The 13,373-nt window shown below is 60.2% G+C and carries 9 protein-coding genes and 1 pseudogene; 6 read left to right on the top strand and 4 right to left on the bottom strand.

Annotated elements, in window-relative coordinates; all coding sequences use genetic code 11:
• Window positions 1-51: 51 nt before the first annotated feature.
• Window positions 52-1,218, bottom strand: a complete 1,167-nt coding sequence (locus tag CCGE525_RS11000) for a cysteine desulfurase family protein (protein WP_120704277.1) — start codon at window positions 1,216-1,218, stop codon at window positions 52-54.
• A gap of 233 nt (window positions 1,219-1,451) precedes the next feature.
• Between CCGE525_RS11000 and CCGE525_RS11005 the strand changes: the two genes are divergently transcribed.
• Entirely contained in the window at window positions 1,452-2,129 is a 678-nt protein-coding gene (locus tag CCGE525_RS11005; protein WP_104823201.1) for an alpha/beta hydrolase, read from the top strand.
• A gap of 161 nt (window positions 2,130-2,290) precedes the next feature.
• Here CCGE525_RS11005 and CCGE525_RS11010 read toward each other — a convergent pair whose 3' ends face one another.
• Together CCGE525_RS11010 and CCGE525_RS11015 are read right to left on the bottom strand one after the other, a co-directional pair.
• Window positions 2,291-2,809: a GNAT family N-acetyltransferase gene (locus CCGE525_RS11010; protein ID WP_120704278.1), complete on the bottom strand. Its 519-nt coding sequence runs from the start codon at window positions 2,807-2,809 to the stop codon at window positions 2,291-2,293.
• A 178-nt stretch (window positions 2,810-2,987) separates the two neighbouring features.
• A complete protein-coding gene (locus CCGE525_RS11015; RefSeq protein WP_120704279.1) occupies window positions 2,988-5,453 on the bottom strand; it encodes a caspase family protein in 2,466 nt (821 codons plus the stop codon).
• A 285-nt stretch (window positions 5,454-5,738) separates the two neighbouring features.
• Here CCGE525_RS11015 and tyrS point away from each other — a divergent pair, with 285 nt between their 5' ends.
• Window positions 5,739-6,995: a tyrosine--tRNA ligase gene (gene tyrS, locus CCGE525_RS11020; RefSeq protein WP_120704280.1), complete on the top strand. Its 1,257-nt coding sequence runs from the start codon at window positions 5,739-5,741 to the stop codon at window positions 6,993-6,995.
• 190 nt (window positions 6,996-7,185) lie between these two features.
• On the top strand, window positions 7,186-7,512 hold the full coding sequence (locus tag CCGE525_RS11025) for a hypothetical protein (RefSeq protein WP_120704281.1): 327 nt from the start codon (window positions 7,186-7,188) through the stop codon (window positions 7,510-7,512).
• 105 nt (window positions 7,513-7,617) lie between these two features.
• On the opposite strand, the gene CCGE525_RS11030 is transcribed toward CCGE525_RS11025, so the two are convergent.
• Window positions 7,618-11,034: a YhdP family protein gene (locus CCGE525_RS11030; protein WP_120704282.1), complete on the bottom strand. Its 3,417-nt coding sequence runs from the start codon at window positions 11,032-11,034 to the stop codon at window positions 7,618-7,620.
• A gap of 145 nt (window positions 11,035-11,179) precedes the next feature.
• On the opposite strand from CCGE525_RS11030, the gene CCGE525_RS11035 reads away from it, so the two are divergent.
• The 3 genes and pseudogenes from CCGE525_RS11035 to CCGE525_RS39825 form a co-directional block, all read left to right on the top strand.
• Window positions 11,180-11,647, top strand: coding sequence for a peroxiredoxin (locus tag CCGE525_RS11035; protein ID WP_120704283.1), 468 nt, complete (start codon window positions 11,180-11,182; stop codon window positions 11,645-11,647).
• Window positions 11,647-12,489, top strand: coding sequence for a ferritin-like domain-containing protein (locus tag CCGE525_RS11040; RefSeq protein WP_120704284.1), 843 nt, complete (start codon window positions 11,647-11,649; stop codon window positions 12,487-12,489). Before CCGE525_RS11035 ends, CCGE525_RS11040 begins: the two co-directional genes overlap by 1 nt.
• Window positions 12,490-12,591: 102 nt before the next feature.
• Window positions 12,592-13,294 (top strand): annotated as a pseudogene (locus CCGE525_RS39825) (M23 family peptidase); the annotation flags it as partial.
• Window positions 13,295-13,373 lie beyond the last annotated feature (79 nt).

Raw genomic sequence — 13,373 nt, forward strand, 5'->3', positions numbered from 1 at the left:
TTTCAGCCCGCTTGGCAAGCGGAAATTTGTGTTTCCGCAAATTTGTGGCCATTAGGCCGCAGCGCCGGCAGCTTTACGCCGTCCCGCAATTCTGGCAAAGGCGGCAATTGCCCGATCGACATCCTCTTCGGTCGTCGTAAAACCGAGCGAAATACGCAGCGCCCCGAGCTTGGGATCGCAGCCCATTGCCACGAGCACATGGCTTTCACCCACCTTGCCGGAGGAGCAGGCCGAGCCTGCCGAAATCGCCAGCCCTTCGAGATCGAAGGCGATCTGTCCGGTTTCGGACTTCAGCCCCGGCAGGGTGAAGAAACTGGTATTGGGCACGCGTGGACCGTCCTTGCCATGAATGATGACATCGGGTGCGGCAAGCAGCATGCCCTCTTCCAGCCGGTCACGGAGTTTTTCAACTGCCGCATTGCGACCGTCGAACTCGGCGACGGCGGCGGCAGCGGCGGCGCCAAAGCCCATGACAGCCAGCGCATTCTCCGTGCCGGAGCGATGTCCCTTTTCCTGCCCGCCGCCATGAATCAGCGGCTTCGGCATCAACATTTCGCCGCGCGACACGAGCGCGCCCGCCCCTTTCGGTCCGCCGATCTTGTGCGACGAGACGATGAGGAAATCCGCGCCGATCGCTTTGATGTCGAGCAGAACCCGGCCGGCTGCCTGCACGGCATCGACGACAAACACGCCGCCGAATGCCTGAACGATCTTTGCCGCTTCGTATACGGGCTGGAGAATACCGGTTTCATTGTTGGCGAGCATGATCGCCACCATCGGCAGCCCGCTTGCCTTGTCGTGCGTCGAAAGCATCGCTTCCAGCGCAGCAAGATCGACGACGCCGTTCGAAGTAACTGGAATTTCGCTGATCTTTTCCTTTGGAAACCGGCCGCCTTCCAGCACGGCGGGATGCTCGATGGCCGATATATAGAGATGGTCGATTACAAGCGGCGTACGGCCCATGCGGAATTCCGGCGTCAGCACCATGTTGGCAGCTTCCGTCGCGCCGCTGGTGAAGACGACATGGGCCGGCTCGGCGCCCGTCAGACTTGCGACTTGCCGGCGCGCGGCCTCGATCGCCGCCCGTGTGGCGCGGCCTTCGCCATGAACGGAATTGGGGTTTCCATAGAGGTCCAAGGCATGCAACATTGCATCGCGCGCCGCCGGATGAAGCGGTGCGGTGGCATTCCAGTCGAGATAAAGGCGCGTTGCCGCCATAATCTTCTTCCTGCCTGACGAAGCATTATTCCGCCCGGCTCATTTTCCTTGAAATTTCAGCCGGGCATGCCTTATGACACGTTCCACAAACCGTCGAACAAACAACACGTGGAAGTTCGCGCCAAGTTTCGAACTGTTCTAAACTGCGTTCTAGAAAAGATGAGCGCAATAGTCAAGTCAACTTACTGCTTCCCACATGGTTTGAACGCAGAAAAAGAAGAGCCGGAGTATCGATGCCCGAAGTTATTTTCAACGGCCCCGCAGGCCGCCTTGAAGGCCGCTATCAGCCCTCCAAGGAAAAGAGCGCCCCGATCGCGATCATCCTGCACCCGCATCCGCAGTTTGGCGGCACGATGAACAATCAGGTCGTCTACCAACTCTTCTACATGTTCCAGAAGCGCGGCTTTACGACGCTGCGCTTCAATTTCCGCGGCATTGGCCGCAGCCAGGGCGAATTCGACCACGGCGCTGGTGAGTTGTCGGACGCTGCCTCGGCACTTGACTGGGTGCAGAGCCTGCATCCGGATTCGAAAAGCTGCTGGGTCGCCGGCTATTCCTTCGGCGCCTGGATCGGCATGCAGCTTCTGATGCGCCGTCCGGAAATCGAAGGCTTCATGTCGATCGCGCCGCAGCCGAACATCTACGATTTCTCGTTTCTGGCGCCCTGCCCGTCGTCCGGCCTGATCATCAACGGTGATTCCGACAAGGTCGCCCCGGAAAAGGACGTCAACGGCCTTGTCGAAAAACTGAAGACGCAAAAGGGCATCCTCATCACCCACAGGATCGTCCCCGGCGCCAACCACTTCTTCAACGGCCAGGTCGACACATTGCTCGGCGAATGCGAAGACTACCTCGATCGTCGTCTGAACGGCGAATTGGTGCCGGAACCGGCAGCCAAGCGGATCAGGTGATTTATCTTCTCGCCTCGGGGAGAAGGTGCCCGAAGGGCGGATGAGGGCTTGTCGCATCGCGGCACGCGGTTTGAGATACCATCAAGAGAGCCCTCACCTCCCAATACACCCCCTCAACCCGAGCTTCGCTCGACCTTCTCCCCGTTGGGTGAAGGTATGAGTTACCGCGACATCTTAAAACAAAGACCTGAAACGCCATCGATGACGATCGGCGAACGGTATTGCATACCGATTTTGCGGAGAACACGCTGCGACGCGGCGTTTTCCGGATGCGTGAAGGCGATGAACTGGCTGGCGAAACCGCGTTGGAAAAACCAATCCGCCAGCGCGCCCGCAATCTCGGTCGCATAGCCGTTTCCCCAGGCATCCTGGCGGATGGAATAGCCGAGCTCGAATTCGCCTCGGTCGCGTTCCTCCTGAAACCGGGAGAAGCCGGCCCGGCCGATGAAACGGCCGTCATCCCGTCTAAGCATTTTGTATTTGGTCACGCCATCGCGCGCCTGTTCGCCGAACCAGGTCTTCAGACGGTCCTCGGCCTTCCCCAGGGTCCATGGGGCGGCACCCGAAAGATAGCGGGTCGTTTCGATCGTCGAATGCAACTGCCGAATCATTTCGGCATCGCTCTTGTTCCACATCGTCAGAACGAGGCGCGGGGTTTCGAGTATGATGGTGTCACTCATTGCCTGCCTGCTTTCGTGATAGATCTGAAGCCTGCGGTACGCATACGACCGTGCCGATTATGGACCGGTCGACAAGTGCTAAACGCACGGCAGGATTTCAACAAGCGCGATCAGGCGGCAATCTTGATAGCGAAGGCCCGCTGGAGCGGGCCTTCAGATTATCGCGAGATATTATCGGTCATTGGCATGCAGGCAGGCCCGGAGCACCGCACTTCTTCTTTTCCGGAGGCTTCTGCGGCGCGGGCGGTGCTTTCTGCGGCGCCGGTGGAGGTCTCTGCTGCATGACCTTTGGCTGGGGCTGAGGCTGCGGCTTTGGTTGAGCCTGCGGCTGTGGCCTTGGCTGGGCCTGTATGCGGGGTTGCGGTCTAGGCTGAGCCTGTATCTGAGGCTGCGGCCTGGGTTGAGCCTGCGGCTTCGGAGCGGGCGCCTTCGGCTGTGCGGCCACGCGAGGCGCAGGCTTTGGTTGAGCGGCCGGCGGCGGATTGACATGTCGTGGCGGCGCTGCTGCGACAGGAGGCTGGCTGCTGACCTGCGGCTGAACCGCCTTGGGTTTCGGGGGAACCTTGGCGACAACGGGAGGTGTCGCTGGCTTCACGGTCTGGTTACGAACGTTGGGTTTCGGCGCTGCGGCAGCGGCATTCGGCTGGACGCCTGGAGCCGCCTGAGGTGCCGGGGTCTTTGCAATCTGATTTTGACCTTTCACGGCCGGCGTGTTGCCAGCAGGTGGCAGCGGCCGCCCCTTCGAACCGGGAAGCGCATGCGCAGCGGGATTTGCGCCCGGTTGGGCAGGTTGAGCAGCGACAGCCGGTTTCTGCACGGCATTGGGTGCAGCCTGAGGCGGCTGAGCCTGCTTCGCCTGAGGCGCTGCCTGATTGGTCGGCAACTTGCCGGCCGGCAGCAGGGGCTGTCCGCTGGCGCCGGGAAGCGCGTGAGCGGCGTTTCCGCCCTGTGGCTGAACCGCAGGCGCTGCGGCCGGACCGGTTGCGGGCGCTGCTTTGGCCGCTGGGGCCGGATTCTGTTTCTGCAGAACAGCAGCCTTCTTCTGCACCGAGGGTGGCAAGGCAACGTGCATTGCCGCTGCGCCTGCGCCGGCAATGACGGCCGCGGCGCCGAGCTTCTGTCCGGTCGTCAGACCCGGCGCGGCAGGTGCAGCCCCGTTCTGGTTGACGGTCGTGTTGTTGACCGTCGTGTTGTTCACGACCGTATTGTGGATGTTGTTGAAGTAGATGTTGTTTTCGGGCGGTGCTACATCGCGTGGTGGGTCGACCCAATCCGGAACCGGAACGAAGACCGGCGCCGGCAATACGTAGAGATCGACCGAAGGCTCCGGCGGCTCAAGCACGACGAAATCCGATGGCGGGGGTGCCAGGAAGACGACGGGCGGCGGCGGCGGATAGCCAAAGTCGGTATCATCGAAAAACAGCAGAGGCCGGTCGATGTAGACGATTTCCGGCGGTGGCGGCGGCGGCACGTCATATTCAATCACAGCAAACGACGGCGGCGGCTCGAGTGCCGCCTCGAAATGTTCCAGACGGCGGCGGGCATCCCAGACATGGGGACCACGCGGATAGCGTCTCAGATAGGACCAGTAGGCCTCTGGCGTGTCCGCATTCCAGGTTTCGCGCCAGGTGATCGCTTCGCGACGGGCGGCAATGATGGCGCGCACCCGCCTGGCCATAGCGTCGTGCGGATAGGCCGCTAGGAAATCCTCATAGCCCTGCATCGTGTCGCGATCGAGCGCGGCGAAATAGGCATCCCGCTCGTTGAAATCGCGGATCGCCTTCGTCCGGATTGCAGCATTGTCGTAGCTGGACACCTGGGCGGCTGGCGCATTGGGGCCGCGATCGAAGAAGGTGAAGTCGTTGTTGAATTTGGAGGCATCCCACGAGATCTGCGCGCCCTTGGTCAGATCGCTGACCCGCAGCCGTGTCCGATCGAACACGTCGCCGAGCGACAGACCGCCGACTCGGATCATCTCCGCCAGCGCATGCGCATAGGAACCATAAGGGCCGGCCTCCTGCGGCGCGACCGTACCGGGCGCGGCATTAAAGGCGATCAGTTGATTGGCGTCTGGATCGACTAGCGCCAGGCCGCCGGCCAGCGGTTGATTGGACTGCACGAATGGATTGGCCCTCGCCGCATCGAGCACGACGATGCTGCCACGATTGTTGATGGCGGCCAGCGATTTGGTGAAATCGGAAGTCCGTAGAGCCTGGACCGGAACATCCGTGGCATTGGCGATTTGAGCGTCCACAGGCACGAAATAATTATCGCCCTGATACTGCACCCCGTAGCCCGCTAGATAGACGAAAACGACGGTATTGGGACCTGACGCATTCGCTTTTGTCAGGAAGTCCCTCATCGCATCGCGCAATCCGTTCTGGTCGAGGTCGCGTGCGCCGATCACATCGAAGCCGGCGGCCTGCAGCGTTTGCGCAATCAGACCGGCATCATTGGCCGTCGTCGGCAAGGCGCCGGCTTGGTAGGCAGCGTTGCCCACAACAAGCGCTATTCTCTTTTCGGGGGAACCTTGGGCTTGGGCCGCGCTTGCGACAGCGATACCAGCCAAAACCAACATCATGGCAAAGAATGCCCGGATCGTCTTTCTGAATAACGATCCCATCATCGACAGCAGAGGTGACATACCTGTTTCTCTCACGCAATACTTGGCACACACGACCCCAGAATAAAATATTAGGATTCGATTTAGGCGAATGCGCGGCACGTCCCCGGCGGCTTCGGGGCAATGTTACGGTCTATTCACGATCACAAGCGCCTGTTTGCAGATCCCGCCCCTGCCGAAACTTGCTATCCGTCCCACCAAAATGATGACGCGCTGGAAAATCAGTGCTAAACGCGCCCGGCGACATCCAACAACAGCGACTTCGCCGCGTCCTTCACCGATGCGGTGCCCCGAGAGACCAAGATCATGGCTGAGTTCAAATCCGATTTCCTGCGCACCCTGCAAGAGCGCGGCTTCATCCACCAGATTTCCGATGAAGCTGGCCTCGACGCTCTCTTCGCCAAGGAAACCGTGACGGCCTATATCGGTTTCGATCCGACGGCGCCGAGCCTGCATGCCGGCTCGCTGATCCAGATCATGATGCTGCATTGGCTGCAGGCGACCGGCCATCGCGCCGTGTCGCTGATGGGCGGCGGTACCGGCATGGTCGGCGATCCCTCCTTCAAGGAGGAATCGCGCCAGTTGATGACGATCGACATGATCGAAAGCAACATCGCTTCGATCAAGCGCGTCTTCTCCAACTACCTGACATATGGCGAAGGCTCCAAAGACGCGATGATGATCAACAACGCAGAGTGGCTGCGTTCGCTCAACTACCTCGAATTCCTGCGCGATGTCGGTCGGCACTTCTCCGTCAACCGCATGCTATCCTTCGATAGCGTCAAGATGCGCCTGGACCGCGAGCAGTCGCTGTCCTTCCTCGAATTCAACTACATGATCCTGCAGGCCTATGACTTCGTCGAACTGGCCAAGCGCTACGACTGCCGCCTGCAGATGGGCGGTTCGGATCAATGGGGCAATATCGTCAACGGCATCGATCTCGGCCACCGCATGGGTACGCCGCAGCTCTTCGCCCTGACCTCGCCGCTGTTGACCACTTCCTCCGGCGCCAAGATGGGCAAGTCGGCCTCCGGTGCCGTCTGGCTAAACGCCGACCTGCTCTCGGCCTATGATTTCTGGCAATACTGGCGAAACACCGAGGACGCGGACGTCTCTCGCTTCCTGAAGCTCTACACCACACTGTCGATGGATGAGATCGCCCGCCTTTCCGCGCTTGCGGGTTCGGAAATCAACGAGGTCAAGAAGATCCTCGCGACGGAAGTCACGGCCATCCTGCACGGTCGTCAGGCTGCCGAACTCGCGGCCGAAACGGCGCGCAAGACCTTTGAGGAAGGTGGCCTTTCCGAAAACCTGCCGTCCGTCGATGTTCCCGCTTCCGAGCTCGACGCCGGTATCGGGTTGCTGTCGCTGATCGTCCGCGCCGGCCTGGCCGCCTCGAACGGCGAAGCTCGCCGCCATGTCCAGGGCGGCGCCGTGCGCATCAATGACCAGGCGATCAGCGACGAACGCAAGGTGATCGGCAGCGGCGAAGTTACCTCTGACGGCGTCATCAAGCTATCGCTCGGCAAGAAAAAGCACATCCTGATCCGCCCTGAGGCTTGAGCGGACACACCGGACCAAGACGCAAGAAGCCGGCGCACCCCGCCGGCTTCTTGCATTTTCAGCGATCTCAGCGGCCATCTGGTGGGCCACATTGACGAAGTGACGACGCCGCAAGCAATTTGATGTGCGGTCATGTCGGGCCGCGACCTTCTCGTTCGTCTTCTGTGAGGATCAATTCTGGAGGTGAGTTATGGACGAACTGCCGGTGATCAAAACGAGGCGCAAAGGCAGAAGCCTTACGCAAAGCATGCTGATTCCAAGCGAGAAAATGGTCGCTGAGGCGCTAAGGGCGGCACCTCCAGGTGAATTGTCCGATGTTGCGGAAATAAGACGCGCGCTGGCCAGGGAATACGGGGCAGATGCCTGCTGTCCTGTCACCGTCCAGCGACACTTGGTGCAGATCAGTCAAGACGGAACAGCGCCGTTTTGGCGAGTGGTGGATCCTGATCGGCCATTCGCCCGACGCATGATCGGTGGGCCAGAACGCATACGCGAGCGGTTGGCGGGTGAAAAATGATCCGCTCTCCGCAGTGACTATAAGATGGCGGCATATTGGTGGAAATTGAACCGAGAGCGGCGCGGCCGCGATCAAGCAGATCGCGACCAATACTCCGGCGCTAACTCAAAATTCGAAGATCTGGCGGAACACACCCGGCGCGATGATCGATAGCGGGTTGATCTGCAGGTTCGGTTTATCGAAATTGCCGGTAAGTCTGAACGTGATGCCGATCAGGCCGCGGTCGCTGCCGTTGCCGAGGATGAAGCCGACGATTGGCACTTCCGCGAACAGCCGGTTGAGGCCGTAGGCGGGCATGAAGGTACCGGTCAGGTCCATATTGCCGTTCGCGTCTTTGACTGTACCCTGGAAAGTCGCGCCCACCTGCACACCGCGGACCACGCCGTTTTCCACCGCAAGCGCCCCCTTGCGCAGCACCAGTCGCGCAAAGCCCCGCTCGAAACTCTGCGAGCGCGTGTCGATATTTTGTTTGACAGCGGAATTCAGGCTCTGGCCGTTCCTGCCGCTCGGCGTTGAGACGATGGTCGAGAGCTTCTTTTCGTCGATGATGGCAAAGTTGCGGATATCGAGCGATCCGTCCCAGGCATCCGGCCCGGTGGAACGCAGCGACAGGTTCAGCAAGCCGCCCTTCAGATGCTTGTAGAGGTCGGCAAAACGCGCCACCGCGCCGGCATCGCCGCTTGTGATGCGGATAGTGCCACTGTTTCCGCCCTTGCTCATCTGGCTGACAACAGCCTCGCCGCTGCGCGTGAGGCCGGAGAAATCCGCAGCTATGGTACGGCCGCCAACGATAGAATAAACGCCTTTGAGATTGCTGATCGATTCATCGTTGAAGCCGATAACCCTGTCGAGATTGGCGTGGATTATTGCGCCGGACGAATCGTCTTTGCCGTCGCCATTGCCACCAGACGATGTCTTCAGCCGCGCCAGCACCGGCCGTAGATCGGCAGAATTGCCAGCAACGGATATGTCGTAGCCGCCGCTTTTGCCGCGTTTGATCGACAGTGCGAAATCGTCGAGAGCGGAGAGCTTGACGCTATCGAAACTTGCCGACGACAGGCCGCCCTTGCTGACGACAAGATCGCCGCTGACCCCGAAACCATCGCCTTTGAGGACGAAATTTTTCAGCGCCGTCTGACTGTCCGGCCCGGAAGCCTCGAACTGGGCGCTGGCGGGGATACCGCTGCCCTTCGACCAACCGACCCACGGCACCGTCAGAGCCGCCTTCCCGAGGTCGACCTTGACACCCTGGCGATCGTCATCGATGCGCGTGAGCTCTATCTTGACGGGACCGTCGACAATATCGTTGAGGCCCGGCAGGACCGCGTTGCGCTGGGCGTCCGTCAGCGTGGCGGTGATCACACGGCTGCGTTTCGTCGACGATTTATCGTCCGTCGGTTCGACCATATCAATCTGCGCGGGAATGCCATCGATCTGTGCCTGGGCATTCAGATGCACGGACTGAGGATCGGCGTCGATCTCACCGGTAAGATTGGAAATCTTACGATTGTTCATAGGCTTCAGCAGATCGACATCGTTGAGCTGCAAGTTCGCCGTCCAGACTGGCGGCGGCGGCTTCTGGTCGCTGATCAGGCCGATCGTCGCATCGACCTTGGCGACGATCTTGCCGTTGAAATTCTCCGGCTTGAACTCGGTTCGCTGCAGTACCTGCAAGGGCTTGTAAGTCAATAACTCGCCGATGGAATCGCCGCTGCCTGATATTTCCAGCTTTAGTGCGGCCATCAACGGCTTGTCATAAGTCGAGGGGATCGAGAAATTGCTATCGCTCAGCGTTACCGAACGACCTGTCGGGAAATAGGAGGTGCCATGCGCGATATCGATGCTCATCGTCGGGCCGGTCAGATCGAAATGCGCCTTCATGTCCCGGATCGGCGGGATCTCACCGGGCACGTTGAGGCGCGCGTCGTCGATATCGAAAGCGATGTGCAGCTCGTTCTTTCCGAGTTGCAGCTTGCCGGTCTGCGCTGCCACCGCCAGGCGTCCGGCCGGGATGAAGACCGAGATGGCCGCATTGGTCGCGGTACCACCGAACAGATTGTTCTCCACCCAGGCCCTAGGTTTCGAAGCCATCCAGAACGGCCAGAGCTGCTTGATCGCGGTCGTATCGAGCTTTTCGGCACGGCCGCCGAAGCTGATCTCCGGGGAGCTATCGCCAAGTTTCATATGTAGCGAGCCGAACAGCGCACCAAGCGGCGTCGAGATAGCGAGATTCTCGAATTGCAGTTCCTTGGTCGCGGCCAGGAAACGTCCGGTCGCCTGCCCGTCGAAGCTGACCGGCTGTTCGCTGGAAATGGAGGATGCCGCTCTGGCTCCCCGGATCAGGAAGTCGATCCCAAAACCTTTGCCAGCATTGGCGTCGATGCGGTCCAGATCGATCAGCGCGCCGGAGAACGGTACCATAGTGCCGACGAATTGGGCTTTCGACGGAGCGACCTCCAGCGTTTGACGATCGAAGTTGTAGGTGAAATTGATGTTGGCCTGCGTCAGCTCTTGCTGGTCGCGGTCCATGTAAAGCGTGCCGGGCTGAACATCGATGGAGGCGTTGACCTTCGGATCGATGCCGGCACCGCCGCGAACGGCAGTCACCGTCATGCCGGCGAAACTCATGATGCCCTGGCGTGGCGTGCCGTTCTGATCGTAGGCCATCGTCAGCGGCTTCAGGTCGAGATTGGTGAGCTTGGCGGTCAGCGATGAGCTGCGGCCCGCCTCCTGCTGATCGGCGCGCACATCCAGTGTCGCGACGGAGCCGTTAACCGCCACCTGCCCATAAAGACGCAGCGACGTCGGCCCGCTGCGTTCGAAGGTAAGACTGTCGACCACGAGCGAGATAGGATCGCCCTCCCGGCGCGCCAGCTTGACGGTAAAACCGGAAATACGCACCGAGTTTGTGCCGCCGCGTTCGACGAAGCGTTGCAGGAAATCGAGATTGTCGAAAGCTGAATCCAACGCCTGCGGCAGTGAATCGACGCGCAGCGCGGTCAGGTCGACGGGATCGCCCTGGGGCAATAACGATGTATCGAGCGCAATGCCTTCCGCCGCCACGGAGGCTACTTCGACACGGCCTTCGACAAGAGCCAGCGGATCGAGCACCATGCTCACCGCCGACATAGTCGACAAATGCTTGCCGCTTTCCTGGTCCACCACATTGACGTCGCGGGCTTCTAGCGCGAGCCGTAGCGTCGGCGTGAAACGCACCACGGTCGAACCGACTTCCGCCTTGTAGCGCGGGCCGATCGCCCGATCGAGCGCAAGCTGCGCCTTCTGCGACAGGGGTTGGTCGAAAACGCCGCCCTCAATCGTGGCGATGACGACGCCCAGGATCACGGCAAGAAAGGCTATGAAGACCAGGGTAATGCGGCAGACATGCCAAACATGCGAGCGACTGCGACGGGCAGGCTCGGGGACATGGACGATCAAAGGGTCGTCGACCTGAGCCGAAGGCAGGTGGTCGAGCGAGACGAGATCCTTTTTGCGGAATGTAACCTTTTCGCCTCGGATCACTCCCGTGCGTCCCTTTCGTTTTTTGCAATTTTGTTGGTGACGCTGCGTCCGATGTGGACGGCATACCTGTGCAGTATATATGGCTGCAACTTAGTGTCATCCAAAATCCCGGCAAAAGAAAGGTTTTCCCGTGACCGAAATCCGCATGGTTGAGTTGGGCATTGGCGACGAAGCCCCCTATTTCGATCTTCCGCGTGACGGCGGCGGCCGTGTGAGCCTTACTGATTTTGCTGGCAAACCATTGGTGCTGTTCTTCTATCCGAAGGATGATACGACCGCCTGCACCGCCGAATCGGTGTCCTTCACCGCGCTCGCGGCTGACTTCGAAAAAGCCGGCGCCGCCGTCCTCGGCATGTCGCCGGATTCGGTCAAGAGCCATGACAAGTTCGTGAAGAAGCACGCCCTGTCCGTCTCCCTCGCCTCCGATGAGGAGAAGACTGCGGCCGAATCCTATGGCGTCTGGCGGGAAAAGAGCATGTATGGCAGGACTTTCATGGGCGTCGTGCGCTCGACCTTCCTGATTGGAGCGGACGGCAAGATCGTAAGGATCTGGGACAAGGTCAAAGTGGCAGGCCATGCGGAAGCCGTCCTGGCCGCTGTCAAGGAGCTTTAATGCCTGTGAGCATGCCGATGGAAATCGAGGCCATCACCTCGCTGCGGGGCGGCGCGATTGCCGCCATCCGCTCGGCCAATCTCGACCGCAAGACGGCGCTTGCTCAGGAATCGGCAAACCGCTGGTTTGCGCGCACCCTATCGCTGCGCTCGCCACTCGACCCGGCATTGCCCGTTCGACCCGGTCGGCCGGAAAAACCAGAACTGGTTCCGCCGAAGCATATGGAGAAGCGCTCTCTGCATACGGTCAAAGGCCGTATCGCGCTGCTGCATGCCATCGCCCATATCGAACTCAACGCTGTCGATCTGGCGCTCGATATCGTTGCGCGCTTCGCCACCGAGCCGGTGCCGAATTCCTTTTTTGATGGCTGGATGCAGGTTGCTTTCGAGGAAGCCAAGCATTTTCGTATGGTGCGCACACGTCTACGCGATCTTGGCGCCGACTATGGCGATCTCCCTGCCCATGACGGCCTGTGGCAGGCAGCGCACGCAACCCGCAACGATCTCACCGCTCGCCTGGCTGTCGTGCCGCTGATTCTCGAGGCCCGCGGTCTCGATGTGACGCCGGCGCTGCAGGCAAAAATGCGTGAGACGGGCGACATGGAGAGCGCTGCCGTCCTCGATGTTATCTACAATGATGAGAAGGGTCATGTCGCCGTCGGAGCCAAATGGTTCCGCTTTCTCTGTGCTCGCGAGCGACGCGATCCGGCACGTACGTTCCAGGACCTGGTGCGCGCCAATTTCCGTGGTTCGTTGAAGGCCCCGTTCAACGACATCGCCCGCGCCGAAGCCGGCCTAACCCCCTCCTTCTACCGCGCGCTTACGTCCACAAGCAATGCCTAACATACTAAACTATAAGAGTTTTTTTGTTTTCTAGGGGTGGAGCGGAAAGCAATCGTTAACCATAATTCCGTGTAGTTCCTTAATAGATGCCAAGAGGTATCGATGGGGAGATTCTCGGTGACAGCCAAGCCTCAGAACCGGGTTTTCGGCAAACAGAAACGGCAACACACCATCATTGTGGCGAGCGGTGACACTGTGCGTCACATGACCGTGCGCCCGTGGATGACGGCGCTTGCCGTATGCATCGTCGGTGTCTTTTCGATCGGCTATCTGCTTGCCACCTCCTATCTCGTGCTGCGCGACGATCTGATTGGCGCCACCATGGCCCGGCAGGCGCGCATGCAATATGATTACGAGGACCGCATTGCCGCTTTGCGCGCGCAGGTCGATCGCGTCACGTCGCGGCAGCTTCTTGATCAGCAGGTGGTCGAAGAAAAAGTCGATAAGCTGATGGAGCAGCAGCAGGCCTTGTCCTCGCGCCACGGTAAGCTCGATGCACTGCTCGACCGCGCCGAAAATTCCGGCCTGATGAACAAGGATGCACCTCCTGGCGCAAGTGCGGCGGCAGCCAAGGGCGATCACGCAGATAAGGGCGATCATGCGGAACTGACGGGAGGGCTAAAATCGATCGAGAAGCTTCTGTCGAGCGGCAGGCCTGCCGATGCGACACCCGACAATTCCACCCTCGCCTATGTTCCAGCCCCCGAAACCGTTGCCGATCGCGCCGACCGGGTGTTCTCCCGGGTGACGTTGTCGCTGAAACACATCGAACAGGATCAACTGACCCGTGTGCAGCATCTGACCACCGGCGCCTCCGAGACCGCCGATGATATTCAGTCGATCATGCAGAATGTCGGCGTCAAGGTTCCGACGGTGATGGCTAG

This window comes from Rhizobium jaguaris (assembly GCF_003627755.1).
GTDB lineage: Bacteria > Pseudomonadota > Alphaproteobacteria > Rhizobiales > Rhizobiaceae > Rhizobium > Rhizobium jaguaris.

Coding starts and splice junctions, on each gene's coding strand:
- CCGE525_RS11040 (WP_120704284.1), top strand. CDS start 11,647: ATGCCTGTGAGCATGCCGATGGAAATCGAGGCCATCACCTCGCTGCGG.
- CCGE525_RS11025 (WP_120704281.1), top strand. CDS start 7,186: ATGGACGAACTGCCGGTGATCAAAACGAGGCGCAAAGGCAGAAGCCTT.
- CCGE525_RS11015 (WP_120704279.1), bottom strand. CDS start 5,453: ATGTCACCTCTGCTGTCGATGATGGGATCGTTATTCAGAAAGACGATC.
- CCGE525_RS11010 (WP_120704278.1), bottom strand. CDS start 2,809: ATGAGTGACACCATCATACTCGAAACCCCGCGCCTCGTTCTGACGATG.
- tyrS (WP_120704280.1), top strand. CDS start 5,739: ATGGCTGAGTTCAAATCCGATTTCCTGCGCACCCTGCAAGAGCGCGGC.
- CCGE525_RS11035 (WP_120704283.1), top strand. CDS start 11,180: ATGGTTGAGTTGGGCATTGGCGACGAAGCCCCCTATTTCGATCTTCCG.
- CCGE525_RS11005 (WP_104823201.1), top strand. CDS start 1,452: ATGCCCGAAGTTATTTTCAACGGCCCCGCAGGCCGCCTTGAAGGCCGC.
- CCGE525_RS11000 (WP_120704277.1), bottom strand. CDS start 1,218: ATGGCGGCAACGCGCCTTTATCTCGACTGGAATGCCACCGCACCGCTT.